The 26771-nt window shown below is 58.6% G+C and carries 17 protein-coding genes and 3 pseudogenes; 14 read left to right on the forward strand and 6 right to left on the reverse strand.

Annotation, left to right across the window (positions count from 1 at the left end; genetic code table 11):
- Positions 1-41 precede the first annotated feature (41 nt).
- Positions 42-1274: an MFS transporter gene (locus GSD1FS_RS00970; protein ID WP_155587991.1), complete on the forward strand. Its 1233-nt coding sequence runs from the start codon at positions 42-44 to the stop codon at positions 1272-1274.
- 70 nt (positions 1275-1344) lie between these two features.
- On the forward strand, positions 1345-6045 hold the full coding sequence (locus tag GSD1FS_RS00975) for a DEAD/DEAH box helicase (RefSeq protein WP_155587992.1): 4701 nt from the start codon (positions 1345-1347) through the stop codon (positions 6043-6045).
- A gap of 4 nt (positions 6046-6049) precedes the next feature.
- Here the strand turns inward: GSD1FS_RS00975 and GSD1FS_RS00980 are convergent, their stop codons facing one another.
- Complete coding sequence (locus GSD1FS_RS00980) at positions 6050-8719, reverse strand: DNA gyrase/topoisomerase IV subunit A (protein ID WP_155587993.1); 2670 nt, start codon at positions 8717-8719, stop codon at positions 6050-6052.
- Between the two features lie 118 nt (positions 8720-8837).
- Here GSD1FS_RS00980 and GSD1FS_RS00985 point away from each other — a divergent pair, with 118 nt between their 5' ends.
- Positions 8838-10115 carry an alkaline phosphatase family protein gene (locus GSD1FS_RS00985; protein WP_155587994.1) on the forward strand — a complete coding sequence of 426 codons (1278 nt, stop codon included), beginning with the start codon at positions 8838-8840 and terminating at the stop codon, positions 10113-10115.
- A gap of 3 nt (positions 10116-10118) precedes the next feature.
- On the opposite strand, the pseudogene sepH reads toward GSD1FS_RS00985, so the two are convergent.
- A pseudogene (gene sepH / locus GSD1FS_RS00990) lies at positions 10119-11479 on the reverse strand (septation protein SepH).
- Positions 11480-11649: 170 nt separating this feature from the next.
- Here sepH and GSD1FS_RS00995 point away from each other — a divergent pair.
- The 3 genes from GSD1FS_RS00995 to GSD1FS_RS01005 all read left to right on the forward strand — a co-directional run bounded on the left by GSD1FS_RS00995 (position 11650) and on the right by GSD1FS_RS01005 (position 14893).
- Positions 11650-11943: a DUF4193 domain-containing protein gene (locus GSD1FS_RS00995; RefSeq protein WP_155587995.1), complete on the forward strand. Its 294-nt coding sequence runs from the start codon at positions 11650-11652 to the stop codon at positions 11941-11943.
- Positions 11940-12410, forward strand: a complete 471-nt coding sequence (gene dut / locus GSD1FS_RS01000; protein ID WP_155588207.1) for a dUTP diphosphatase — start codon at positions 11940-11942, stop codon at positions 12408-12410. The genes GSD1FS_RS00995 and dut overlap by 4 nt, the downstream gene beginning before the upstream one ends.
- 143 nt (positions 12411-12553) lie before the next feature.
- Complete coding sequence (locus GSD1FS_RS01005; RefSeq protein ID WP_155587996.1) at positions 12554-14893, forward strand: RelA/SpoT family protein; 2340 nt, start codon at positions 12554-12556, stop codon at positions 14891-14893.
- A gap of 104 nt (positions 14894-14997) precedes the next feature.
- Here GSD1FS_RS01005 and GSD1FS_RS01010 read toward each other — a convergent pair whose 3' ends face one another.
- The 4 genes from GSD1FS_RS01010 to GSD1FS_RS01025 all read right to left on the reverse strand — a co-directional run bounded on the left by GSD1FS_RS01010 (position 14998) and on the right by GSD1FS_RS01025 (position 17237).
- Positions 14998-15537 (reverse strand): peptidylprolyl isomerase, encoded by a 540-nt coding sequence (locus GSD1FS_RS01010; RefSeq protein WP_155587997.1) that lies wholly within the window; start codon positions 15535-15537, stop codon positions 14998-15000.
- Positions 15538-15714: 177 nt separating this feature from the next.
- Positions 15715-16044, reverse strand: a complete 330-nt coding sequence (locus GSD1FS_RS01015; RefSeq protein ID WP_196424990.1) for a PIN domain-containing protein — start codon at positions 16042-16044, stop codon at positions 15715-15717.
- A complete protein-coding gene (locus GSD1FS_RS01020) occupies positions 16044-16334 on the reverse strand; it encodes an AbrB/MazE/SpoVT family DNA-binding domain-containing protein (protein WP_155587999.1) in 291 nt (96 codons plus the stop codon). Before GSD1FS_RS01020 ends, GSD1FS_RS01015 begins: the two co-directional genes overlap by 1 nt.
- Positions 16335-16424: 90 nt before the next feature.
- A complete protein-coding gene (locus GSD1FS_RS01025; protein WP_155588000.1) occupies positions 16425-17237 on the reverse strand; it encodes a Cof-type HAD-IIB family hydrolase in 813 nt (270 codons plus the stop codon).
- A gap of 164 nt (positions 17238-17401) precedes the next feature.
- Between GSD1FS_RS01025 and GSD1FS_RS01030 the strand changes: the two genes are divergently transcribed.
- The 8 genes and pseudogenes from GSD1FS_RS01030 (at position 17402) to pflB (ending at position 26693) form a co-directional block, all read left to right on the forward strand.
- Positions 17402-18400 (forward strand): MetQ/NlpA family ABC transporter substrate-binding protein, encoded by a 999-nt coding sequence (locus tag GSD1FS_RS01030; protein WP_155588001.1) that lies wholly within the window; start codon positions 17402-17404, stop codon positions 18398-18400.
- 215 nt (positions 18401-18615) lie between these two features.
- Positions 18616-19873, forward strand: a pseudogene (locus tag GSD1FS_RS01035) (methionine ABC transporter ATP-binding protein).
- The gene (locus GSD1FS_RS01040; RefSeq protein WP_155588002.1) at positions 19873-20586 is read left to right on the forward strand and encodes a methionine ABC transporter permease; all 714 of its coding nucleotides are present in this window, start codon (positions 19873-19875) and stop codon (positions 20584-20586) included. The pseudogene GSD1FS_RS01035 and the gene GSD1FS_RS01040 overlap by 1 nt, the downstream one beginning before the upstream one ends.
- Positions 20587-20753: 167 nt before the next feature.
- A complete protein-coding gene (locus GSD1FS_RS01045; protein WP_155588003.1) occupies positions 20754-21938 on the forward strand; it encodes a M20 metallopeptidase family protein in 1185 nt (394 codons plus the stop codon).
- Positions 21939-21986: 48 nt separating this feature from the next.
- Positions 21987-22514: a nitrilase-related carbon-nitrogen hydrolase gene (locus GSD1FS_RS10325; protein ID WP_425481762.1), complete on the forward strand. Its 528-nt coding sequence runs from the start codon at positions 21987-21989 to the stop codon at positions 22512-22514.
- An 85-nt stretch (positions 22515-22599) separates the two neighbouring features.
- On the forward strand, positions 22600-23682 hold the full coding sequence (gene nadE / locus GSD1FS_RS10330) for an NAD(+) synthase (RefSeq protein ID WP_425481763.1): 1083 nt from the start codon (positions 22600-22602) through the stop codon (positions 23680-23682).
- Between the two features lie 146 nt (positions 23683-23828).
- Positions 23829-24035, forward strand: a complete 207-nt coding sequence (locus tag GSD1FS_RS01055; protein WP_155588004.1) for a hypothetical protein — start codon at positions 23829-23831, stop codon at positions 24033-24035.
- Between the two features lie 281 nt (positions 24036-24316).
- Positions 24317-26693: pseudogene (gene pflB, locus GSD1FS_RS01060) on the forward strand (formate C-acetyltransferase).
- The last annotated feature ends 78 nt before the right edge of the window (positions 26694-26771 follow it).

Here is a 26771-nt window from a genome sequence, read left to right on the forward strand (position 1 = left end):
GTCTAATAAACATTTTCGATAACAGCTTGTGAAGGTGTGCGATGACGAATCTTCTGCTCGCGGTGATCTATCTGGCGTTCATTTCGCTTGGTTTGCCCGATGGTCTGCTTGGGGCGGCATGGCCGACGATGAGCGGCGATCTGAACGCGCCATTGTCGTGGGCTGGCGGTGTGTCGATGGTGATCAGCGCGGGCACGATCATCTCCGCGCTGCTCAGCGACAGATTGACGCTGAGGTTCGGTGCGGGACGCGTGACGGCGTTTTCGGTGGCGTTGACAGCTGCAGCACTGATGGGATTCTCGTTCGCCCCGAACTACTGGGTGCTCATCGTCATGGCGATTCCCTACGGACTCGGCGCCGGTGGTGTGGACGCCGCACTGAACAACTACGTTGCCGTGCACTACACCAGCAGGCACATGAGCTGGCTGCACTGCATGTGGGGACTGGGAGCGCTGATCGGGCCATACGTGATGAGCTATGCGCTCGCCAGCGCACATGGCTGGCAGTGGGGGTACCGTTCCATTGGCATTCTGCAGATCGTGCTTACCGCGGTTCTCGTGCTCAGCTTGCCGCTGTGGAGATCCCGCACGCAGACGACAGTCGCGGGGGGCGGTGTCGAGCACGACAATGACACGGAGAATGGCGCGACGCCGGCGGCACAGCGCAAACCTCTCGGCTTGCTCGGCGTGCTGCGCATCAGTGGGGCGCCGCAGATCCTCATCATGTTCTTCTGCTACTGCGCGATCGAGCAGACGGCGATTCTGTGGGCAAGCTCATACATGGTAGGTGTAGACGGTCTTGCCAAAGACGTTGCGGCCACATTCACCAGCATGTTCCTGATCGGCATCACCGCGGGACGCTTCGCCAACGGATTCATGACGATGAAATTCTCGGATGCCACGATGATTCGCGTCGGCACGGCGTTGATCGCGTTGGGTATTGTGATGATGCTGATGCCTGTGCACAGTACGGCGTTGGCGGGTGCCGCATTCATCACGATCGGATTGGGCTGCGCGCCGGTGTATCCGTGCATCATCCATTCGACGCCGGCGTATTTCGGCGCGGATAAATCCCAGGCGATCGTCGGTGTGCAGATGGCGTGCGCCTATGTGGGCACCATGCTGATGCCGCCGCTGTTCGGTGTGATAGCGCAACATACGACGATCGCATTGCTGCCGTGGTATTTGACAGTGTTCGTGTTGTTGATGGCATGCATGCACGAATGGCTTCGTGCGCTACGCCGAGGTTCGATGCATGACGTAGCTCTTTCGTGACGGCGAGATATGACGTGCCGCGGCGCGCGGCGACTTGATTTCGTTGGGAAACGCGAACATAATCGAACATATGTGCGAAAGTATGGCGATGTTCAGCGAACCGACACGAGCTTGGTTCACACGCGTGTTCGGCACGCCCACGCAGGCGCAGACGCTCGCGTGGCCGGCCATCAAGAAGGGGAGCAATGTGCTCGTCATCTCACCCACCGGCTCGGGCAAAACACTGTCTGCGTTCCTATATGCCATCGACAGACTGATGTCGCACGCGAACGACACTGTGCGAACTGAAGCCAGTGGAAAACGTGCGGGCGCGCGCAAAAAAGGCGTGCGCGTGCTGTATATCTCACCACTGAAAGCGCTCGGCGTGGATGTCGCCAAGAATCTTGACACCCCACTCGCGGGAATCCGCGAAGAATACGAACGATTGGGCGCGCACGCTCCGCAAGTGAGCGTGGCCACGCGCAGCGGAGACACGACGGCGAAAGAACGTCGCGCCATCGTCTCCCATCCGCCGGATATTCTCGTCACCACGCCGGAATCACTATATTTGATGCTCACCTCGAAAGCACGCTCGATTCTCGCGTCAGTGGAGACCGTGATAGTCGACGAAGTGCACGCGGTGGCGGGCACGAAGCGTGGCTCACATTTGGCATTGAGCTTGGAGCGATTGGATGACCTGCTCGATACGCCGGCCCAACGCATCGGACTCTCTGCCACGGTGAACCCGCCGGAGCGTGCAGGCGCATTCCTCGGTGGTGCACAGCCTGTGACGATCGTACAGACCGGTGGCGCTCCCACGTTGCAGATCGGCATCGTGGAACCGGCCAAACAATTGGGAGATGGTCCAAGCGCGTCAACCAGATCAGGGAGTGGCAAGAGTGCAGGCATGCCCGAAATCAGCGGCGTCACTCCCGCCATGCGGCGCTTGGCGGAACGGCGTTCGCAGCAGAGCGGGGCTCCGGAAGTCTCATCCGAGCCCGTTAAGAAGTGGGGGAACCCAACTGCCCTGCCCTCGACACACGCGGCGGAAGACGATCATGACCTTGCGGAGACGAAATCGGCTTGGCCGGCCATCGAACGCAGCATACTCGACCAGATCCTAGCCCACCGCACCACGCTCGTGTTCGTCAATTCGAGGGGACTGTGCGAACGACTGACCGCGCAACTCAACGACTTGTATGCCGAACGCAATGGAATCGCTAATCCTGTGGATTTGCCATACGATCAGACCGATGAGCCCGCTCATTACCATTCCACATTCGGATCGACAACCACGAAAGTCAACTCGCATGGTTCAGACGAGACGATAGCGATGGCACACCACGGTTCCGTGTCGAAAGATCGGCGCAAGCAAATCGAGGAACGACTCAAAAGCGGACGCCTTCGCTGTGTGGTGGCCACCAGCAGTCTCGAACTCGGCATAGATATGGGGTCGGTGGATCTGGTGATTCAGGTGGCCCCACCACTATCGGTGTCATCGGGGCTCCAACGTGTGGGACGCGCCGATCACAAAGTGGGTGCCGTTTCCCACGCCCTCATGTATCCGGTGACACGCGAACAGATCATTGGCGCCGGTGCGAGCGCCGAAAGCATGCTCGCCGGTGCGATCGAGCCATTGCACATGCCCGCGAATCCTCTTGACGTGCTGGCACAGCAGACCGTTGCCGCCGCAAGTTTGGAACCGCTGAACGTTGACGACTGGTTCACGACGGTGAAACGCGCGGCTCCATTCGCTTCATTGCAGCGCGATATGTTCGACGCGGTGGTCGGCATGTTGAGCGGCGCATACAATTCCGAGGATTTCTCGGCATTCCGACCACCGCTGATGTTCGACGAGGATTCGCATATGCTCTCCGGCCGACCGGGAGCACAGCGCTTGGCCGTGACCAGTGGAGGCACGATTCCCGACCGAGGGCTTTACACTGTGGTGCTGCCGGAGGCGGAAGCGGGGCAGGGGCCACGTCGTGTGGGTGAACTCGATGAAGAGATGGTGTATGAAACGCGTGTCGGCGACATCATCACATTGGGCACGACGAATTGGCAGGTGCAGGAGATCACCAACGACCGTGTGATCGTCGTTCCAGCTCCCGGCAGAAGCGCCAGGCTACCGTTCTGGCATGGTGAAGGCAACGGTCGCGACTATTCGTTCGGTTTGGCTCAAGGCACATGGCTCGACGCCGTGAGCGCTGGGCTCGTCCCGGCGAGCGAAAGCCAAGCCACGCCTCCTCGCGCAGGCTTCGATGATGCAGTGACCGCGCGTTTGAAGGGTGACGGGTTGGACGGCAATTCGATCAGCAACCTCGCCTCGTTCCTGGCCGAACAGCAGGCGAGCACAGGTGTGATACCAACGGCATCGCATATCGTGATCGAACGGTGCCATGACGAGGAGAACGGCTGGCGCGTCGTTATCCACACACCGTATGGCAGACGCGTGCATGAGCCGTGGGCGTTGGCCATCAACATGAGGCTCACGCAACGATATGGGTTCGATGGGCAGATCTTCGCAGCCGATGACGGCATAGTGATGCAGTTGCCGGACGGCGACGGGCAGATCGACATCGCATCGCTCATCAATTTCGATCCGGAAGATATTCAACGCATCGTCGAACAACAGGTGTCGGGCAGTGTGCTCTTCGCCGCCAGATTCCGCGAAATAGCGGCACGAGCACTGTTCATGCCCCGCACCGATCCGGGCAGACGAGTGCCGCTCTGGCAGCAACGGCTACGAGCTGCACAACTACTCGCGGCCGCGAAAACCCGCAAGAACTTCCCATTGTTGCTGGAAACGGCGCGTGAATGCCTGCAGGACGTGTATGACGTACCGGCATTGCGCGAAGTGCTCACTCAGTTGCGCGGTGGCGCCATCACAGTGCACAGCTGCGAAACAGCGATGCCGTCACCGATGGCTGAACATCTGCTGTTCGGCTTCGTGGGATCGGTGATGTATCAATACGACGTGCCACAAGCTGAACGTAACGCCCAACTGTTGTCGATGGATCCGCAGGTTCTGGAACAACTATTAGGCTCGAACAATCTCGCTTCGGTGCTCGACACGCAAGTGATCGATGAGGTCTCGAAACAACTCGCATCGCGCACGTTCTGGAACGATCTTGCGAAAGACGATCTGCGAGGACGCGTGCATCGCTATGCCACCACACACGGTCCGTTCACGGCGGATCATATGATCGCTGATCTCGAGCTCGATGCTCAGACCGCAGTGGAACTGCTTCAGGAATTGCGCGACAGCGGTGAAATGATGACCGGCAGATTCGATGACCGCATTGACTCACAGGCGCCGCAATGGCTGCATGCGGACGTGTTCAAGCGTATTCGCAACAAATCATTGGCCAAAGCACGCCACGCCATCAAACCGGTGCAACCGGAACGCTACCAGTCGTTCCTGCTGCAACGCCAAGGCGTGGGATCCGTGGGCGGTGAACTGCTGCAAGGCATCGATGGTCTGGCACGCGCTTTGGAACAGCTTGAAGGAGTGGCCCTGCCTCTGCAGACCTGGGAATCGTATGTATTTCCGGCACGTGTGGCCAACTACCAGCCGACGATGCTCGACGAATTGGTGACCTCCGGCGAAGTGGTCTGGGTAGGGGAGTCGACGAGCAAACCTACCGGCAAACAGGCGGCGGACAACAATGGTAACATCAGATTCTTCATGGCAGACTCACCACAATTGATGCTGCACTGTCGTGCAGTCGATGAGGCATGGCACATTCACCGCCACGGTGCGACAGCGCAGGAGACGGAAACACTCAGCGTTCGTCAGGCGATCGTGAAAGCCCTCGACGATGGTGCGGCATGGCCTACGCAGCAGTTGGAAGAGCACGCCAAGCAATTGTGGCAAGCGAATCCGGAGACGATGGTCGACGAGCATACAGGCGAAGTGATCCCATCCACATGGTCGAGAAACCGGTTCGAGCAGGCATGCTGGGATCTGGTGTGGAACGGCGTCATAACGAACACCACATTGCAGCCGATGCGCTCACATGCGGCCACGCCATCACGGTTGCCGGCACGAGCGAGCAGAAGACGGGCGCGACTGCGTGCGCCGATGCCATCTGCTTCGATGGGTGGCCTATGGATGCTGGTGCAAAGCCAATCCCAGGCCAGTGATGAGGAAGCCGCATTGGATCTGATCGGCGTTCTGCTCGACAGATATGGCGTGGTGGCTCCGCAAACAGTGGAAAGCGCCGGCATCCCAGGAGGATTCAGCGCGATCTATCCGGTGCTCAGACGCATGGAGGAATCCGGATCGTTGGTTCGCGGCATGTTCGTAGACGGTTTTGGAGCCGCCCAATTCGCCGAACGTGAGACCGTCGACCTGCTACGTCGTGAAGACAACGCAACCGTGACGGTCACCCTTGACTGCACCGATCCGGCCAACCTATTCGGCACTGCTATTACATGGCCCGAACCGGCACCGTTTACCGAGAACGCTGGCACGCAGATTCAAGAAGAGCATGCGATGCAGCCGGTCAAGGCGATACGCCGATCGGGGTCGCTCGTCGTCATCCGTGGAGGGCGAGCCCTGCTATACGTCTCGATCGGATCAGGGCGCGTGCTCGCCTTCGATTCCACGCAGACATTGCTGAGGTCGGCGGCCACGGCGCTCGCCGAGAGCTGCAGCCGCCGGCATGGGGCGAGCATAACGCTCAAAGATTGCAACGGATTGCCCCTGAACCTGCACAATCCGATGACCGCAGCATTGCGCTACGCCGGTTTTTCGCCAACCCCACAGGGGCTCAAACTATACCGATAGTTCCTCAGGCGAAACGAATCGCGGCATCCAGCTCGGTGCCGGAGCCATCCCTGCGCATGTCCACAGCAGGCAGCGCGACGGCATTGCCATGCTCGGTGGCAGCCAGCAACGGATACTCGCCCACGAACGCCGCAATCAACGTGTTCTGCCCCTTGAGGAACCTTTGTGAACGCACGCCACCGGTGGCACGACCCTTGGTCGGGTAGAGATCCAACGGCGTGACCTTCGCACTACCGTTCTCAGTGCCAGGCAACGCGTCTTTGTCTCCGGCAACCGTGAGCACCACGACACCGGCAGCCGGGGAGATCTGCTGACCGTCGTCGCCCACTTCGGCGTCATGCCATTCAACGCTGTCGTGAGGCACCACCGCGAATGCGAGCACATCGCACCCCTCGGCGAGCTTGATGCCGGCCATGCCAGCCGCGGTGCGACCCTGCGGACGCACCTTGCTGGCGTCGAACGTCAGTAACGACGAATCCGAAGACACGAATACGATGCGGTCGTCATCACGCGCCTCGGCAGCCGCCAACAGTTCGTCGCCGTCTTTCAAATCGATGATGCTCCACGAATCCATCGTCGTCGGGGATTCGCGATTCCAACGCTTCACAATGCCGTGACGCGTGCCCAAGCCAACAGGTGGCAACTCTTCCGGCGAAGCATCCTCACCAACCGTACCCGGCAACGCCAATGTAGCGATCACACGCTCACCCGGCACCGGATCTGTGCTCTCGGTGCCACTGAGCAACTCGGTGGCGGGAATGCCACCGGTCAGACTCAGGTGGCTTCCCACAGTGAGCTTCGGCAACTCCACCACATGCGCCACCACCATGCGTCCGGCAGACGTCACCAGCGCATAATCAGCACGCGTCCGCGCAGGCATCAGTGACACAATCACATCATCTGCGCTCCGCTCACCAGCGCCACGCCTGTTCCACACGCCCAACGCGTCGACGTCCATGCGCGCGATCAATCCAGAAGCACTCAGCGCGATAACACATGGCTCGTCTTCTATCTGCAACGCTTCAGCACTTTCACCAGCCTTCTTCGCGGCGGCAACGGCATCGGCCGCGTCGAGCACATTCTCAGCATGGCGTGCGGCAGCCAACGCAGCGTCGGAAGGCATATCGTCACCGTGGGCGACCACCGGCGTCAGTTTGCCGTCGGCATCTTCGTCAAGCAGCACGGTCTGACGTGGCGAACCATATTCAGCCACAGCTTTGTCCATCTCGTCGATCACCACGGCGTCAAGCGTCAAAGCCGACGACAGAATCCGCTCCAATTCTTCGATGCGCTGCATCAAATCGTCACGTTCGGACTCCAATTCGATGCGACTCATCTTCGTCAGTCTACGCAAGCGCAGGTCGAGAATGTATTGCGCCTGAATCTCATCAAGATCGAACTGCTTCATCAACGCAGTCTTCGCGGCGTCAGCGTCTTCGGAAGCGCGGATCACACGAATAACCTCGTCAATGTCCACCAGCGCGAGCAGCAAGCCCTCAACCAAATGCAAGCGTTCCAGAGCCTTCTTGCGGCGGAACTCACTGCGTCTGCGAATCACCTCGCGACGATGTTCGATCCACACGTCGAGCATCTCACGCAATCCAAGCGTGTGCGGACGCCCCTCAACGAGCGCCACGTTGTTGATCGCGAAATTCTCTTGCAGCGGCGTGTGTTTGAACAGTTGCGCGAGCACGGCGGCGGGATCGAAGCCCGTCTTCAGTTCGATCACAATGCGCGTGCCGTTATGCCGGTCGGTCAAGTCGATCGCGCCGGTGATGCCATCGAGCTTATGGTTCTTCACACCTTCGGAAATGCGCTCGAGCACACGTTCTGGGCCGACCATGTACGGCAACTGCGTCACCACAATCGCCTTCTTGCGGGCGGTCAGATTCTCCACATGTGTGGCGGAACGTGTCGTCACCACGCCGCGCCCGCTTTCGTATGCTTCGCGAATACCGGAACGTCCGATGATGATGCCGCCGCCCGGCCAATCCGGGCCAGGCACATACTGCATCAAATCGTCAAGGCTCGCATCGGGGTGTTTCATCACATATTTGGCGGCAGCCACCACTTCGCCGAGATTATGCGTAGCCATATTCGTGGCCATACCCACGGCGATGCCCGAAGCCCCATTCACCAACAGGTTCGGAATCGCGGCAGGCAGCACCGTCGGTTCCTTCAGCTTGTTGTCGTAGTTCGGCACGAAATCCACGGTGTCTTCGTCGATGTCGGCGTTCATGCCGAGCGCGGCGGGAGCCAAGCGAGCCTCGGTGTAACGAGAGGCGGCGGGACCATCATCGAGCGAGCCGAAATTGCCATGCCCGTCAACCAGCGGCAAACGCATTGCGAACGGTTGCGCCAAACGCACCATGGCCTCATAGATCGCGGAATCACCGTGCGGGTGCAGCTTGCCCATCACTTCGCCGACAACGCGCGCCGACTTCATATACGGACGCGTGGGCAGCAGATTCATTTGCCCCATCTGATAGACGATGCGCCTTTGCACCGGCTTCATGCCATCGCGGGCGTCCGGCAGAGCGCGCGCGTAAATAACCGAATACGCATACTCGAGGAAGGATTTGCTCATCTCCTCCGACAGCGGAGTCTCAACAATATGCTCCTCAACCTGACGTGGGTCATACCCTGCGGCGGCCTGCTTGCGACGCGAAACCATAAACGCTCTCCCTTACACATCTGAACCGTTTTATTGTATACTCTTCCACCGCAATTCGCCTGTCGAGCGAGCGAAATTCGCCGGTGAAACGTAACCGGCCGATGCTTGAATGGAAACCATGAGCGTTGACATACCGCAGTCCAGTGAACTACTCGGATTCGTTCCCACCGCGCAATACGGCGACACAATCGACGCGAACCACGGCAGCGACGTGCCCGCGAACCTGCATGCCGCGAATAGCCGTGCGCGTGGGGGAGCGCTGCACCTTTCCGCGGTATTGCCGGCACTGTCTTCGGCAATAGGCGCGCCGGTCTCCACACATGTGCACAGCAATGCGCGCGAACTGCAGCGTGCGCTCGGATTCCCGAACGCAAAGTCAGCGGTCGTCGTGCTCGTGGACGGGCTCGGCTACTGGAACCTCAACATGATGCTCGGGTATGCGCCATATCTGCGCTCGCTGATGAACGAGCCCGCGAACCAGCGTCCGATCAGCACATGCTCGCCAAGCACAACCACGGCGGCATTGGCGACGTTCGGCACCGGCACATGCCCGGGAATGACCGGCCTGGCCGGCTACACGCAGTTGAACCCGCAGACCGGCCAGATAAGCCAGCTGATTCAGTTCCGTGGAGCGTTGCCTCCCGAGCAGCTGCAGACAATGCCGACCGTGTTCGCGAAACTGCGCGAGCAGGGTGCACGCGCAACGAGCGTGGGCATGACGAGATTCATGGCTTCCGCATTGACTCGCGCGGCTCTGCGAGACAGCGACTACATTTGCAACGACAATCCCACCAAACGTGTGAGCATAGCCGCGAATACGGCCAGGGAGCCGGGATTGACGTACCTGTATATGCGCGAGATCGACAAGGCCGGGCACGCATATGGTTGGCATAGCGATGAATGGCAGGTGGCGTTCGAACGAGTGGATATGCGATTGGGCATGCTGCACAGGCAGGCTCCACACGACACGTTGATCGTCATCGTGGCAGATCACGGCATGGTGAGTGCCGACCAGAGTGAAGGCGCGCGCATCGACATTGCAGAAGATCCGGAGCTGATGAAAGGCGTGCGGCTCGTCGGCGGCGAGCCACGTGCCACGATGCTGTATGCCGAGGATGGCGTTAACCCTGATGATCTTGCGGCGCGCTGGCGTTCCCGTTTGGGTGAGCGTGCATGGATTCGCACGAAACGCGAAGCCGTGGATGGTGGGCTGCTCGGCTCTGTGCGCGATGATGTCATGCCGATGCTCGGCGATGTGATCGTCTACGCCGCCGGGAATAACACGATAGTCGACACGCGCACGCAGACAGACGGCGCAACGCGCATGCCCGGCGTGCATGGCTCGCAGACGATGCTGGAAATGGATATTCCGTGCTTGATCGATTACGTCGAGTGACGGTTAGTGCTTGTTCGTGTCTTTGCCGAACATGATCTCATCCCAGCTCGGCATGGTGGCACGACCTGAATGCCGCGTGGCATGGTGTTCTGCCGGCGCGTCATGCTCCGCGGACTTACGCACCGACGGTTGTTGAAGCGTCGGCGTCTCATCGTCTCCTTGGGCTTGCGTGGCTGGCTCATCTGCGTGTTTTGAAGAGACTGCACGAGTGTCGGTCGCGGATTTCGTCGTGCTGCGATTGTGCTTGGGGTAGAGCGCGCTGATCGGTACGGCGTGAGATTTGCTGTGCGCGCGCTTCGCGCTCGCATCTGCATTTGAGTTTTCCGCGTCGGAGTGTTCGTCGCTCGTTGCCGATTCGCCTGTTTGCTGCTCATTTGGCGCGTCTGCTTGTGGCTCATCGGCGGTTGTATGCGTGGGCTGCGCGTCAGTTGCATTCCTATCGGCTGCTTGATCGGACTGCTGAGCAGACTCCGTTGTGCCGGATTGCACGTCAGAGGCAGCGGATGTTTCGTTTGAAGAGGAAATGGCAGTGGCTTCACTGGTTGTGTGGGACTCGCTGGATTCAGGCTCTTGCGTAGCGGGTGCAACGGTTTCCTGAACCGAGGCGTTCGCGTGCTGCGTAGTATTGCGCGCGCTGGCAGCGGTTTGCGTGTTGTTCCACGCGGCGACGGTCTGCTCGATACGTGCGGAACGTGCGGAATCTCCGGGCAGTTGAATGGCGGAAGGCAATGCTTCGGCGAGTGCGTCTTGTGCGGAATCGTCGAAAGCAGCGCCGGTCGAATTCATCTCTCCGATGAGTTTTCCCGCTGCATTATTGATGCACACCACCGTGTTGTCGTGCATGTTCCACGACCACTCCGCGTGAATGCGGTGGCCGGCAGACATGAAGTTGGCGCTTATTCTCCACGGTTCGAGTCCACGGCGAGTCGCTTTCCACTCCACGGACTCCGGACGTACGCGCGCCGCCGCGAGCGTGCGGTCGATGAGCTCAGACAGCGTGCGCACCTTGCTCTCTTTCGGTGCGCGCACACGCAGGAACTGCTCGATCGCATATTTTTCTCGGCTTCGATCGACGAGGCGAAACGCCGTACGAGCACTTCGCTCAGATTGTATTGTTTGGCGATATGCTCGGGGTCGGCGCCAGCGCGAATAAGAGACTGGATCTGCGAGATTGGCAGGCTTCTGTGCTGGTGCGCGCTCGTGCTGGCGCGCTTCTCGGAGCGAATCTGTTTCGCCTCCAAAACCGCGCGTTCAAAGGTGTCGTCGACTTTGACGAGGAACGGCATGCCGTCTGCCGTGAACACCAAATCACCGTCTTGGGTCACATGGTCGAACTGTGCGGCGGGAAACGATTCAGTGTGCATATCTCAACGCCTTCGATGCTTTCCAAAATGTGAACATTTCCATTGTGCTCCACGTGTCGGATTTTGCGCTAATCCTAAATCGTGTATTCTATGCGAGGAATAGTTGCGTACTATTACACGTTAACCTACACGGTAACCGTGTGACACATTCAACTTCGAAAGGGATCGCAATGGCACAGGATTATGATTCCCCACGCAATAAAGACGAAGACGAAGAGTCGCTGCAGGCATTGGGAAAGAACTCGCAGAACTCGTCGAACGACATGGACGATGATGAGAACGCCATCGCCGAGGATTACGAGCTGCCGGGTGCTGATCTGAGCAACGAAGACGCTTCCGTCACCGTGATTCCGATGCAGGGCGACGAATTCATCTGCTCCGAATGCTTCCTCGTCAAGCATCGCAGCCAGTTGGCATACACGACGCCTGACGGTCAGCCGGTGTGCAAGGAATGCGCCGCCTGATGTTCGACGAAGCATACACCGAGCCGGAATCCACCGAAGTGCTGGTGGCCGCCGTCGACCCGGAACATCCGGTCGAATTGCGTTACATGCACGCGGGCGACGCCGGTGCGGATCTTCAGACGAGCGAACATGTGGAGCTCAAGCCGTTCGAACGGGCTCTCGTGCCCACCGGCGTGCGCATCGCATTGCCTGCCGGCTATGTGGCGTTCGTGCACCCGCGTTCGGGACTCGCAGTCAAGCAGGGCGTGACGGTGCTCAATGCGCCCGGCACAATCGACGCAGGGTATCGTGGCGAAATCAAAGTGCCGCTGATCAACCTTGACCCTGAGCACACGGTCGTGTTTGAACCAGGAGATCGCATCGCGCAGCTGGTGATCCAGCGCTATGTCGAAGCGAAGTTCATTCCGGCCGACATTCTGCCGGGATCCGACCGCGCGGAACGTGGTTTCGGTTCCAGCGGCCTGTGATGTGCCGCAATCGTCAGGCATTCGTGTGACTCGATTGAGCTACGCGAATGCCTGACGTGCATATTGCGCGCAAAACGACTAACGTCGGATAGCATTGAAGACAGTTGTGAGATGATTGTCGATGAACGAGGGTGGAGGTAGCCATGAGCGAGCATGACGAAGATCTGCATCCGGCGAACATGCTGGGTTGCGAGATAAGCACGAATCCACTCGACCCGCTTGAGCCGATTCTGGCCATGTGCCGTCAGCATCATCCTGACGAAGACATGGAAATACTGTCGCGCGCCTACACACGTGCCACGATCCAGCACGCCACGCAGCGACGCAAATCCGGCGAACCATACATCATCCACCCGCTTGCGGTTGCACAGATTCTAGCCGATCTCGGCATGGGGCCGGTTGTTGTGGCAGCTGGATTGTTGCATGACACGGTGGAAGACACCGACTACACGCTCGACCAGTGTCGCGCGGAATTCGGAGACACGGTGGCGGGACTCGTCGATGGCGTCACCAAACTGACGAAGATGGACTACGGTGATTCCGCACAGGCGGAAACCATTCGTAAAATGGTTGTCGCAATGAGCCGCGACGTGCGCGTGCTCGTCGTCAAACTCGCGGACCGCGTGCACAATGCACGCACCTGGCGCTATGTCAAACCTGCCAGTGCGCAGAAAAAGGCGCGTGAAACCCTTGACGTGTATGCGCCGTTGGCCAACCGTCTGGGCATGAACGCCATCAAAACCGAGCTCGAAGAGCTGAGCTTCAAAGTACTCTACCCGAAGATCTACAACGAGATCGTCGTGCTTGTGCAGCGTCGTGCCGGCCAGCGAGACGTGTATTTGAAGCAGATCATCGAAGAGATCAACGAAGACCTCGCCGACGCGCACATCGACGCATATGTGACGGGGCGTCCGAAAGACTACTTCTCGATTTACCAGAAGATGATCGTGCGCGGGCACGATTTCTCCGACATCTACGATTTGGTGGGCGTGCGCATCATCGTCGACACGATTCGCGACTGCTATGCCGTGCTCGGTGCCGTGCATGCGCGTTGGAGCCCGGTTCCGGGGCGCTTCAAAGACTACATCGCCATGCCCAAGCTCAACATGTATCAGAGCCTCCACACCACGGTCATGGGGCCGGGCGGTAAGCCGGTGGAGATTCAGATTCGCACATGGGACATGCACAGGCGTGCAGAATTCGGCATCGCCGCACACTGGAAATACAAGGAGAACGGTCAGGCCGGCCGCGCGTTGAGCGCGCCCGATAAATCCGATCTCAAACGTGGTGACAAGCATCTGGACGAGCAGAACAATCTGCAGTGGATCCAGCAGCTCGCCGATTGGACGAGTGAGACTCCGGATTCCACCGAGTTCCTGGGTTCCCTCAAAGAGGATTTGGGGTCGTCCGAGGTGTATGTGTTCACGCCGAAGGGCAAGATCGTCTCGCTTCCGGCTGATGCCACGCCGGTCGATTTCGCATATGGTGTGCATACCGAGGTCGGTCACCGTACGATGGGCGCGCGCGTCAACGGGCGACTCGTGCCGCTCGACACGAAGTTGGAGAACGGCGACACCGTTGAGATTCTGACGAGTAAATCCGACACGGCCGGTCCGTCGCGCGACTGGCTGAGTTTCGTCAAGAGTCCGAAGGCACGCAACAAGATCCGCCAATGGTTCAGCAAGGAGCGTCGCTCCGAATCGATTGACGAGGGGCGTGACGAGCTGACCCGCGCCATGCGCAAGAGGAACCTGCCGGTGAGCACGCTGATCACACCGGAAGCATTGGTGGGCGTGGCCGACGATTTGAATCTGCCGAATGCCGATGCCGTGTTTGCAGCCATTGGCGAAGGTCAGGTTTCGACGCAGAACGTCATCACGCATCTGGTCAAAGATGCTGGAAGCAACGAGGTGGCGGAAGAAGCCGAGCAGGAACTGCTGCCGTTGAGACCGGCGCAGGTGGCGACGAAGACGAAGAGCAATTCGCCGGGCATTGCCGTCAAGGGCGTCAGTGGCGTGTGGGTGAAACTCGCGCATTGCTGCATGCCGGTGCCGGGAGACAACATTGTCGGGTTCATCACACGCAACGAAGGCGTGTCGGTGCATCGCGTGGATTGCGTCAACATGATCAATCTCAAGAAGCGTGAGCCGGAACGCGTCGTCGAAGTGGAGTGGACGAGCAGCAAGGGCCTGTTCATGGTCAAGATCCAAGTCGAGGCTCTGGATCGTCCACACCTGCTCAGCGATGTGACCCGCGTGCTCTCCGATCATGGCGTCAACATTCTCTCCGGTACGATCGCCACTGGCTCCGACCGTGTGGCCACCAGCCAGTTCAGCTTCGAAATGGCGGATCCGGGGCATCTGAACACATTGCTGTCGGCTATTCGTAAAATCGATGGCGTGTTCGACGTCTACCGCATCACCGGCGCGAAGGATTCCTCGGAACCACGTATGCGCAAGATGCGTGACCGCTATCAGGAGTAACAATCAATTTATGTATGTGCCTATCTTCAAGTAATTGGTGATAGGCATACGAAGGGGTCTCGGTATTTGCCGAGACCCCTTATTGTTGTTGCGACTGGGAAATCTTACTTGACGATTTCGATGCCCTCGATCATCACAGGTTCGAGCGGGCGATCTTGCGGATCGGTCGGCACGGCGTCGATCGCGGCAACGACGGCACGCGAAGATTCGTCGGCGACCTCACCGAAAATCGTGTGATGGCCGTTGAGCCACGGCGTCGGCACGGTGGTGATGAAGAACTGCGAACCGTTGGTGCCATGGATCTGGCCGTCGGCGCCACGACGCAGGCCGGCATTCGCCATTGCGAGCAGGTATGGCTTGTCGAACTTGAGCGTCGGATCGATCTCGTCATCGAAATCGTAGCCCGGGCCGCCAGTGCCGGTGCCGAGCGGGCAACCGCCCTGAATCATGAAGTCCTTGATGATGCGGTGGAAGGTCAGGCCGTCATAGAAAGCCTCATGGGAAGGCTTGCCGGTGAACGGGTCGGTCCACTCCTTCTCGCCGGTAGCCAGGCCGAGGAAGTTCTCGACGGTCTTCGGCGCCTTGTCGTCGAACATGTTGATCTTGATGTCACCTTCGGAGGTGTGCATGATGATAGTAGTCATACCTGCCACGCTAGCATATCGTCACGCACAACTCTCCATCCATTCCCACAGCGCATATCAGTTCGCTGCGTTTCAATCATCGTTGATTGAGATGTGATTATGTCTCATAGAAATTGCTGGTGTAAAGCTCTACGTATTCGGAAGGTGTGAGAATTCGTATATGCTGAACATGGACATCTAGAAAATCCTTGTCTCCCGTGACAAAATGTCAGCGCTTCCGATGATGGCCGAATACAGCACTGGATAATCCATGGGGTCGCGAATCTCAAAGAGAGTTGTATCCATGGTTATGGGAGTGTTAATCGTCTCAAAATCCAGTTCTTGGAATAGATCATCGAGCGCCGGGAGTCGTGTCGGCCATTTGCGAGACACAACCTCACGGGCTTCGTCAATCACATACGTGGAAAGCAGCAGACGATTGCCTCTGGATGACGCGAACTCAATCGTTCTAGTCAACGTCGCCGAATGAAAAATAAGTGCTGAAAGAAGCACGTTGGTGTCGAGCATCACTCGCATGGTGTTTTACTCTCGTGTGATTTATCTGCGCGCATGTCACGGATAAGGTCGACCACATCATCCAAATCATTGATTCCAGCTTCTTGCGCTGCTCCATCAAACGCCAACTGAGCCTTATGAAAGGCCTCGAGATTGGAACTGCGCAATGAGATGGTGCCATCGTTTTCCTGCACGAAGAGCACTTTGTCGCCTTCGTGCACGCCGATTGCTTTACGAATGCTGACGGGGATGGTGATTTGCCCTTTTGAAGTTATTTTGGCCATATCGAGTACCGTAGTCATTGCAGTCTCCTTACAAGTAAGAAATTCCTTACTTGTTATTATAAGGCAATCTTTAAAGGTGACACGATCCTTTCCGCTGAAATTGATGATTTACATGATACGGAAGTGGCGGAGCGCCTTGGCGATGCCGTCGTCATCGACATCGGCGGTCACATAGTCGGCGGCGGCCTTCGTCTGCGGCGTTGCATTGCCCATGGCCACACCGATGCCCGCATACTCCAACATGTCGATGTCGTTGCCGCCGTCGCCGAACGCGATCGACTGCTCGCGCTGCAGTCCGTAATGTTGCAGCATATGTTCCATGCCGCGGTTCTTGCCGCCGTCGCCGACGATCAGATCCACGAAATCCGGGTGCCAACGAACACCGCGTACATTCCGGCACAGCGAGGTCAGCTCATCTTGTGTTCGCTGATCGATATACGGGCTGATCTGATAGATGGCTGCGTCGCGCGTACGCGGGTCGGCGAAATCGATGCGCGGAGCCGTTTTGCCGAGTGATGCCCACATAGTGCGCAATGTGGGCGAGTCATGGTTGAAATAACTGTAATCAGCCTCACTGAACGCGGCGCTCACATCGGGGTGTGCGTCAAGCCAGTCGAGAATAATATGCACGTCGTCGGGGGAGATCGGGTTCCTTGCGATGATTCCGTCGTCGTTCCAGCAGTATTGCCCGTTGGCGCCGACGATGCCATCGAAGTGTAGCGGCAGTTTGTTCAGCACGACGCCCATCTGGCTCGGCGCGCGCCCGGTGCAGATGAACAACAGCACACCGCGTTCGCGCAGTTCCTGCAATGCGCGAACGGTGGAAGAGGGAACCTCGTGCGAGGTGAAACTCGTCAACGTGCCGTCGATGTCGAAGAACGCGGCGCGAATATTCGCGTCCGCAACAATCTCATGTGCCATAGAGCCAGTCTACAAGCCGGATTGAGAAGAGCCTATAAGCAGATCCGATAACGACACGCGTGCCATCGCGCCGAGCATGCCGTATTCTAAGACCCGTTGCCAGAAAGAACCTGAACAATTCATGACAATGTTCTTGAAGACGAAAGAGGAAGAAGAGAATAAGCATGACTTCGAACAACACGCAGCCAATACTGTCGGATCCGGAAGAGCCAGTGCGCGTCAACCATACCGCGCGCAACATCATCATCGCCGTCGTGGTCGTGGTGGCCATCATCATCGGCGCGGTGTTTGGCTATCGCGCCATGCACAAAGACAACGCCGCCCCGAAAGGATCGGAGACGAACCCGGTGGTCATCGGCGTAGTCGGCGCCACCGACCCGCAGTGGGTGGAATTCACCAAGCAGGCCAAAGCACAGGGTATCTACGTGCAGATCAAGGATTTCCAAGACTACACGTCTGAGAACCCGGCACTCGCCGAGGGAAGCCTTGACATGAACGAGTTCCAGCACCTGCTCTACCTCGCCAACTACAACGTGCAGAACAAGCAGAACCTGCAGCCGCTCGGCGGCGTGGCGGTCTACCCACTCGGCGTCTATTCGGCGTTCGAGAACGGCAAGCCGAAATACACGAGCATTTCTGATCTGCCGGCCGGTTCCACCGTCGCCATCCCGAACGACGAGACCAACCAGGCGCGCGCCATCGGCGTGCTCAAGGCGGCCGGCGTGGTGACGCTCAAGGGCGATTGGACGGCGTTCACGATTCCGCAGGACATCGACACTGCGAAGTCGAAGGTCAAGGTGGTTCCGATGAAAGCCGAGCAGATCTCCAACACGCTCAAGGCGGGCGGCGATGACCTGTCGGCAGGCGTCGTCAATAACGACTACGTGGCCGACGCGGGTCTCAAGCCGACCGACGCGATCTACCAGGACGACGCGAAATCCGAGGAATCCCGCCCGTACATCAACATCTTCGCCGTGCGCGCCGATGACGTGAACAACGAAGTGTACAAGAAGTGCGTGCAGATCTTCCAGTCGAAGTCCGTGCTCGACAAGCTGCAGGAGAACTCCGGTGGCACCGCCGTGCTCGCCAACGACTACACCACGCAGCAGTTGCAGAGTTACCTGAGCGACATCGAGAAAGATGTGAAAGACAGCTCGAAGTAACAAAGTGGCGGGGCAGGCCAGAAGCTGCGCACGGCGTATGCGATCGGCCTGCCCCGTTTTCACGCCGTCGGGTTACGCTACGATGTGCAACGGACGCGGCAACGTGCATGGCGATATGCCATGCGATGCGAACACGTGACAAAACAAGCATGATGTTCAGCGAACAGCAGATGCTGCGCCGAACATCGTGCACAACAGCTACAGCGAGGGCGGGTATGACGCAAGAGGAGAACGCCATCATCGAATTCGAACATGCCAGCAAGGTGTATTCGGGTCGTGGCAAAAACAGACGCGCGCCGTCGACGACGTGTCATTGACGATTCGCGAAGGCGATATCTATGGCATCATCGGGTATTCGGGCGCCGGCAAATCGACGCTCGTGCGCATGATCAACGCACTTGAAAACCCACGTCGGGCACGGTGACGGTGATGGGGCAGCAGGTCTCCTCGATGAGCGAGTCGAAACTGCGTCCGGTGCGCCAGAAGATCGGCATGATCTTCCAGTCGTTCAACTTGTTCTCCACGAAGACGGTTGCGCAGAACGTCGCCTATCCGTTGCAGCTCGATCACTGGCGCAAAGATTACCAAGACAAACGCGTCAAGGAACTACTCGAGTTCGTGGGACTCGCCGAGCATGCAAACAAATATCCGGCACAACTTTCCGGTGGCCAGAAGCAGCGCGTCGGCATCGCGCGCGCATTGGCGACGAATCCGAAGATTCTGCTCGCCGACGAAGCGACGAGCGCACTCGACCCGGAGACTACTACGGAAGTGCTCGATCTGCTCAAGAAGATCAATGAGCAGCTCGGTGTGACGATCGTGCTGATCACGCATCAGATGAACGTCGTGCAGCAGATCGCGCACCATGTGGCGGTCATGTCAGCCGGCAGAATCGTCGAGCAGGGCACTGTCTACCGCATCTTCGCCGCGCCGCGCGAAGACGTGACCAAGCGATTCATCGCGACCGCCATCTCCGGCTTGCCGGACGAAGCGCGTGTCGCGAAGATGCATGAGGATTGGCCGGGACGATTGGTCACCGTGATCGTGCGACAGCACGACATCACCGATCCCGTGACGAACACGCGCATCAACGCATCCGGCCAGAACATCTCGGAACTGATCTCCAAGCATCAGATCGACAGCAATCTCGTGTTCGGCGGCATCGACACCGTGCAGGGCGTGGCGATCGGCGCGATCACCTATTCGTTCGACGGTGCGGATGGCGAAGTCGATGATTTCCTCGACGAACTCGCACGAAACAGCGACATCGTAGACTTCGGCACCGCGAAGAATCCCGTTGACTACAACGAGGCTGTAGAACACGCCGGCATCGCTTCGCCGGTGGAGCTGACGGAAGAAGACGGTGCTGCGCGCGACGAGCAGGCCGAGCAAGTTGAGCAGGTGGACGATGTCGTCACGATGACGCCACGCGAGGTCGGCGTCGACGGCACTGAAAACACGGAGGAGAAGTGATGCACACATTCACATTGGAACATACGGTCACGCTTGCTTCGCGCAGTGATTGGAGTGTGTTGCGCCCTCTGCTCGGCCAGTCGATCGTGCAGACGTTGCAGATGGTGCTCATCACGATCGTCGTCGGCGGTTTCCTGGGACTCATCCTCGGCGTCATCCTCTATGGCACGCGCCCGGGCAATCTGTTCGAGAATCGGTACGTGTACCGCGTGCTCGACATTTTGGTCAATATTATTCGCCCGATCCCGTTCATCATCTTCCTCGCAGCAATGCAGCCGCTCACGATCAAAGTGATCGGCACGTCGATCGGCACGGCTGCGGCGATCTTCCCGATGTGCGTGATGTGCACGTTCGCCACCGGCCGCTTGGTCGAGCAGAATCTCGTGCCGGTCGACCATGGCATGATCGAGGCGGCGCGCGCGATGGGTGCTTCGAAGTTCACGATCATCCGCACCGTGCTCATTCCCGAGGCATTGGCTCCGCTGATTCTCGCGTACGCATTCCTGTTCATCGGCGTGCTCGACATGTCCGCGATGGCCGGCTACATCGGCGGCGGCGGCTTGGGTAACTTCGCCATCGCCTACGGTTACCAGAAGTTCGACCAGACGGTCACGTGGACCGCCGTGATCATCATGATCGTGCTCGTGCAGATCGTGCAGTCGATCGCCAACGCGATCGCCAAGCATCTGCTGCGCCGCACAGTTAACAGCTGAGTATTCTGTAGATTTTACGTGCATATGCGCGTAAGACTCATGACATCCGCGTGACGGACACTTCGAGGGGTTTCGTCACGCGGATGTTTTCGTTTACCGGCGACTACTATCGGTAGATAGTGAACATTACTGAGTATTGCTCGTCCGAGACTGCGGCAGGAGGGAACATGACCGCCGACCAAAAGAACAAGCAGAACACTGACGCCGTGCATATCGAGCTGACCGACGAATTACGCGCGATCCGCCGCGAGCTGCACCGTCATCCGGAACGTTCGTTCAAAGAATTCAACACCAGCAAGTATCTGCGCTCGATACTGGAGGCGCACGGCATCACGATTCTGCCCGACCCGATGGAAACCGGCCTCGTCGCGCAGATAGAAGGTGCGCATGACGGCCCGCAGATCGGCTTGCGCGCAGACATCGACGGTCTGCCGATTCACGAAGACAGTGGTCTGCCGTTCCCCTCCGAAAACGAAGGAGTGATGCACGGCTGCGGGCACGACCTACATATGACGAGTCTGCTGGGCGCCGCATTCTGGCTCGCAGACCACCGCGACCGCATTCACGGTACGATTCGCTTGATATTCCAACCAGCTGAAGAGCTTGGGCGCGGTGCGCGCGCGGTGATCGACGCAGGACTCATCGACGGATTGGACGCGATGATCGGCACGCACAACAATCCCGACTACAAGCCGGGCGAAGTGGCCGTGGGTTTCGAACCGATGATGGCCGGCTGCGTGCGATTCCGAGTGAATCTGCACGCCCAGGGCACGCACGCAGGCTACCCGCATCGCGGCACTGGACCGATGGGCGCGATGGCCACGATGATTCTCGCATTGCAGACGATTGTGAGCCGCAACGTGTCGCCATTCCACCCGCTCGTGGTGTCGGTGACCGAAGTGCACGGCGGCGACGTGTGGAACGTGGTGCCCGCCGAAGCTGGATTCCAAGGCACCGCACGCTACTTCCACCGCGAAGACGGCGATTTGGCGGCGGAACGTTTCAAGCAGATCGTCGAAAGTACCGCCGCAGCATATGGCATCGGCGTGGACTATGTGTGGGATGACTTCCAGCGTCCGCTCGTTTCCGATCACGATCTGGCGCGACTCGCAATGAAGCATGTGCCGAGTTACGCGCAACTCGAACCGATCCATCCATCGATGGCTGGCGAGGATTTCGCGGAATACGAGACGAAGACGCGCCTGCTGTTCGCATTCATCGGTTCGAATGGACAGCCGGGTTGCGCTGACCTGCACTCACCGAAATTCGTAGGGCTTGACGAAGAGATTCCGACTGCCGCCGACTTCTACGCGAACTCCGCGCTCGAGGTGCTCGACTACCTTCGCCAGTGAACGCACCGGCTACGGTTTTGTGACACGCGATACCTACACTAAGGGCTTATGACTATGCTTCGATTCGCACTTGCACAAATAGACACCTGCGTGGGCGCTTTGGCCGCCAATGCAGACAAGACACTGGAATATGCGGCACGTGCCGCACGCGGCGGCGCACAGGTGGTGGTGTTCCCCGAAATGACACTCACCGGATACCCGATCGAAGATCTGGCTTTGCGCGCCACGTTCCGCAAGGCAGCATGGCAGACCGCCAATGATCTTGCTTCACGCTTGGCTGCTGATGGGCTCGGCGAACTGTTCGTGATCGTCGGTACCATCGGCACCGACCGCGAGAACGGCAAACCGCGCAATCGACTGGTCGTGCTGCACGATGGTGTGGTGTGGGCGGGATACGACAAGCATTTCCTGCCGAATTATGGTGTGTTCGACGAATTCCGCATTTTCTCGTCGGGAGACCGCTCCGTGGTGCTCGACGTTGACGGCGCGCGCTTGGCATGGCCATCTGCGAAGACATCTGGCAGGAAGGCGGCCCCGTTGCGGCGCTCGCCGAACAGAACATCGACGTGTTGGTGACGATCAACGGTTCGCCATACGAAGAAGGAAAACTGATACGCGTCTGCAACTGTGCCGCAAGCGCGCGGCGGAAGTGCATGCACCCGTGCTGTATGTCAACCAGGTGGGCGGTCAGGACGATCTCGTGTTCGACGGCGGCAGCTTCGCCGTCGACGCGGACGGCACGTTGCTTGAGCGCTCGCCTATGTTCGTTGAAGATCTGACCTTCCTCGATATCGACACAAAGGCAGGCAAGCAGCAGGTCGGTTCCGTGGTCGACGTCATGGATGCGGACCAGCAGGTGTACACGGCCTGCGTGCTCGGACTCAAAGACTACATGGTCAAGAATGGGTTCACTGGCGTGTGCCTCGGGCTCTCCGGCGGCATCGACTCGGCTCTCGTGGCTGCAATGGCCGCGGACGCGATAGGGGGAGAGCACGTGCAGGGCATCTCGATGCCGAGCATGTATTCGTCAAGCGGCTCCAAAGACGACGCCGCACAGCTCGCTGAGAATCTCGGTGCGAAATATGATGTGCAGGCCATCGAACCATTGTTCAACGCCTTTCAGAACCAGCTTCACCTTGAAGGAGTGAGCGCCGAGAACCTGCAAGCTCGCATTCGTGGCGTCATCGTCATGGCCTACTCGAATTCCGATGGGCTGCTCGCACTGGCGACGGGCAACAAATCTGAGCTCGCCTGTGGGTACTCGACCATTTACGGCGATGCGGTCGGCGGGTATGCGCCCATCAAAGATCTGTTCAAAACCAAGGTATGGCAGTTGGCTCGCTGGCGTAACCAGGCGCTGAAGAACGGCATCGGCATCGGCGGTCTGCCGATCGTCGGCAACGATGCGGGAAGCGCCGGAATCACGCCAAAGAGCGGCGAGATCATTCCGAACAATTCGATCACCAAGGCACCAAGCGCGGAATTGCGCCCAGGGCAGAAGGATTCCGATTCGTTGCCGGAATATGCGTTGCTCGACCAAGTGCTCGCGGCCTACATTGAACATGCGGAAGGACGCGCCGACCTGTTGGCCGACGGCTTCGACGAGCAGACGGTAGACACGGTGATGCGCCTCGTGGATCGCGCCGAATGGAAGCGCCGCCAATACCCGCTGGGGCCGAAGGTGAGCGCGCTCGCATTCGGGCGTGACCGCAGACTGCCGGTCAGCGATGCTTTCCGCGAATAGATGAAAAACGCCGCGTAAGCTTTGTCCGCAACGCGGATAATCGCAAATAATACAAATAAATAAACGAGTGTAACTAACACAAGTGCCGTTATCTAGCAACGCGAATAAAGTTCGTGATCGCTTTGCGGCACTGATAGGAGAGCGACATGGCAGATACGCAGGAGTGGTACTACAACACGGTGACCGGAGAAGTGGAGCAGGGGCCGCAGTCGCCGATGCAGAACAGGCTCGGGCCTTACAAGACGCGCGAAGACGCTCAGAAAGCGTTGGAAATCGCGAAAAAGCGTAACAAGAAGTGGGACGATCAAGACCGCGCATGGAACAGTTGGAACAACGACGACTCGCATAAGTAATCGATACCACTGACCGTTCCGTGTGACCTGTCTCGAACGAATGGTGCATATTGTGCGCGGCATGACATTGCGTCACGCCGCGCACAACTATCTGTGCTACTTATGCGCACCCCTCGAAAAGTTTCGAAAACTACGTGCTGTTCGGCGTGGTTGTACGCAAATGTGACCAAGCTCACGCATTTGACGCTATGCCAGCGAAGCCATTCCCGCTAGTATAGAGGTTGTTACGAAGTACAGCGCAGAGTTGCGCGGTACACAGCTACAGCCCAAAAGGAGTGGCAATGGCAGCAATTGAAAATGCGACCGAGCTTTCCCCGGAAGCCATCAAGGAAAAGGCTTGGGAAGGTTTCGTACCAGGTAACTGGGAAAAGACATTGACGTTCGTGACTTCATTCAGAAGAACTACACGCCATACGAAGGAGATGAGTCCTTCCTCGCAGACGCCACTGAGAAGACGAAGCATCTGTGGAAGTATCTTGACGACAACTACCTCGCTGTAGAGCGCAAGCAGCGCGTCTACGACGTTGACACCCACACCCCGGCAGACATCGACGCGTTCCCGGCCGGCTACATCGATTCCCCTGAAGTCGACAACGTGATCGTCGGCCTGCAGACCGATGTTCCGTGCAAGCGCGCAATGATGCCGAACGGCGGCTGGCGCATGGTCGAGCAGGCCATCAAGGAAGCAGGCAAGGAGCCTGATCCGGAGATCAAGAAGATCTTCACCCGCTACCGCAAGACCCACAACGATGGTGTGTTCGGCGTCTACACGAAGAACATCAAGGTTGCACGTCACAACAAGATCCTCACCGGTCTTCCGGATGCCTACGGCCGTGGCCGCATCATCGGCGACTACCGTCGTGTGGCTCTCTACGGTGTCGACACGCTGATCAAGTTCAAGCAGCGCGACAAGGACGCGATCCCATACCGCAACGATTTCTCGGAGACCGAGATCGAGCACTGGATCCGTTACCGCGAAGAGCATGACGAGCAGATCAAGGCCCTCAAGAAGCTCATCGTACTGGGCAAGGAATACGGCCTCGACTTGGCACGCCCGGCAATGAACGCCAAGGAAGCCGTGCAGTGGACCTACATGGGCTACCTCGCCTCGATCAAGAGCCAGGATGGCGCAGCAATGAGCTTCGGCCGTGTCTCCGCCTTCTTCGACATCTACTTCGAGCGTGACCTCAAGGAAGGCAAGATCACCGAGACCGATGCTCAGGAGATCATCGACAACCTGGTGATGAAGCTTCGTATCGTGCGCTTCCTGCGTACCAAGGATTACGACAAGATCTTCTCCGGCGATCCATACTGGGCGACCTGGTCTGATGCAGGCTTCGGCGACGACGGCCGCACGATGGTCACCAAGACCTCGTTCCGTCTGCTCAACACGCTGACGCTCGAGCACCTCGGACCTGGCCCTGAGCCGAACATCACGATCTTCTGGGATCCGAAGCTGCCTGAAGCCTACAAGCGCTTCTGCGCCCGCATCTCCATCGACACCTCGGCTATCCAGTACGAGTCCGACAAGGAGATCCGTAGCCACTGGGGCGACGACGCGGCAATCGCATGCTGCGTGTCTCCAATGCGCGTCGGCAAGCAGATGCAGTTCTTCGCAGCTCGCGTGAACTCCGCAAAGGCACTGCTCTACGCGATCAACGCGGCCGCGACGAGATGACCGGCATGCAGGTGATCGACAAGGGCGTTATCGACCCGATCAAGCCAGAGGCTGACGGCACGCTTGACTTCGAGAAGGTCAAGGCCAACTACGAGAAGGCTCTCGAGTGGCTGTCGGAGACCTACGTCGAAGCTCTTAACATCATCCACTACATGCACGATAAGTATGCATACGAAGCGATCGAAATGGCTCTGCACGACCGCGAGGTCTATCGCACGCTCGGCTGCGGCATGTCTGGCCTGTCGATTGCCGCCGACTCGCTGTCTGCATGCAAGTATGCGAAGGTCTACCCGATCTACAACAAGGATGCCAAGAACATGCCTGGCCACGAGAAGGAATACGTCGAGGGCGCGGATGACGATCTGATCGTCGGCTACCGCACCGTTGGCGAGTTCCCGATCTACGGCAACGATGACGATCGCGCCGATGATCTGGCCAAGTGGGTTGTTTCCACCGTCATGGGCCAGGTCAAGCGCCTGCCTGTCTACCGTGGTGCAGTCCCGACCCAGTCGATTCTGACGATCACCTCGAACGTCGAATACGGCAAGGCCACCGGTTCGTTCCCGTCCGGCCACCAGAAGGGCACCCCGTATGCTCCAGGCGCCAACCCGGAGAACGGCATGGATTCCCACGGCATGCTGCCGTCGATGTTCTCGGTCGGCAAGATCGACTACAACGACGCTCTCGATGGCATCTCGCTGACGAACACGATCACGCCTGACGGCTTGGGTCGCGATGAAGACGAGCGCATCAGCAACCTCGTCGGCATCCTCGACGCAGGCAACGGCCACGGCCTGTATCACGCGAACATCAACGTGCTTCGCAAGGAACAGCTCGAAGACGCCGTTGAGCATCCGGAAAAGTACCCGCATCTGACCGTGCGCGTCTCCGGCTACGCCGTGAACTTCGTCCGTCTGACGAAGGAGCAGCAGCTCGACGTCATCTCTCGTACCTTCCATCAGGGTGCGGTCGAAGACTGATAGCCTAATCGCGAATTCTTCGGTGGCATAGCCACAAGCGAATACTTCGCGAATGTGGGGCGGGGCTTTCGGGCTCCG

This window comes from Bifidobacterium canis, assembly GCF_009727065.1.
Taxonomy (GTDB): Bacteria; Actinomycetota; Actinomycetes; order Actinomycetales; family Bifidobacteriaceae; genus Bifidobacterium; species Bifidobacterium canis.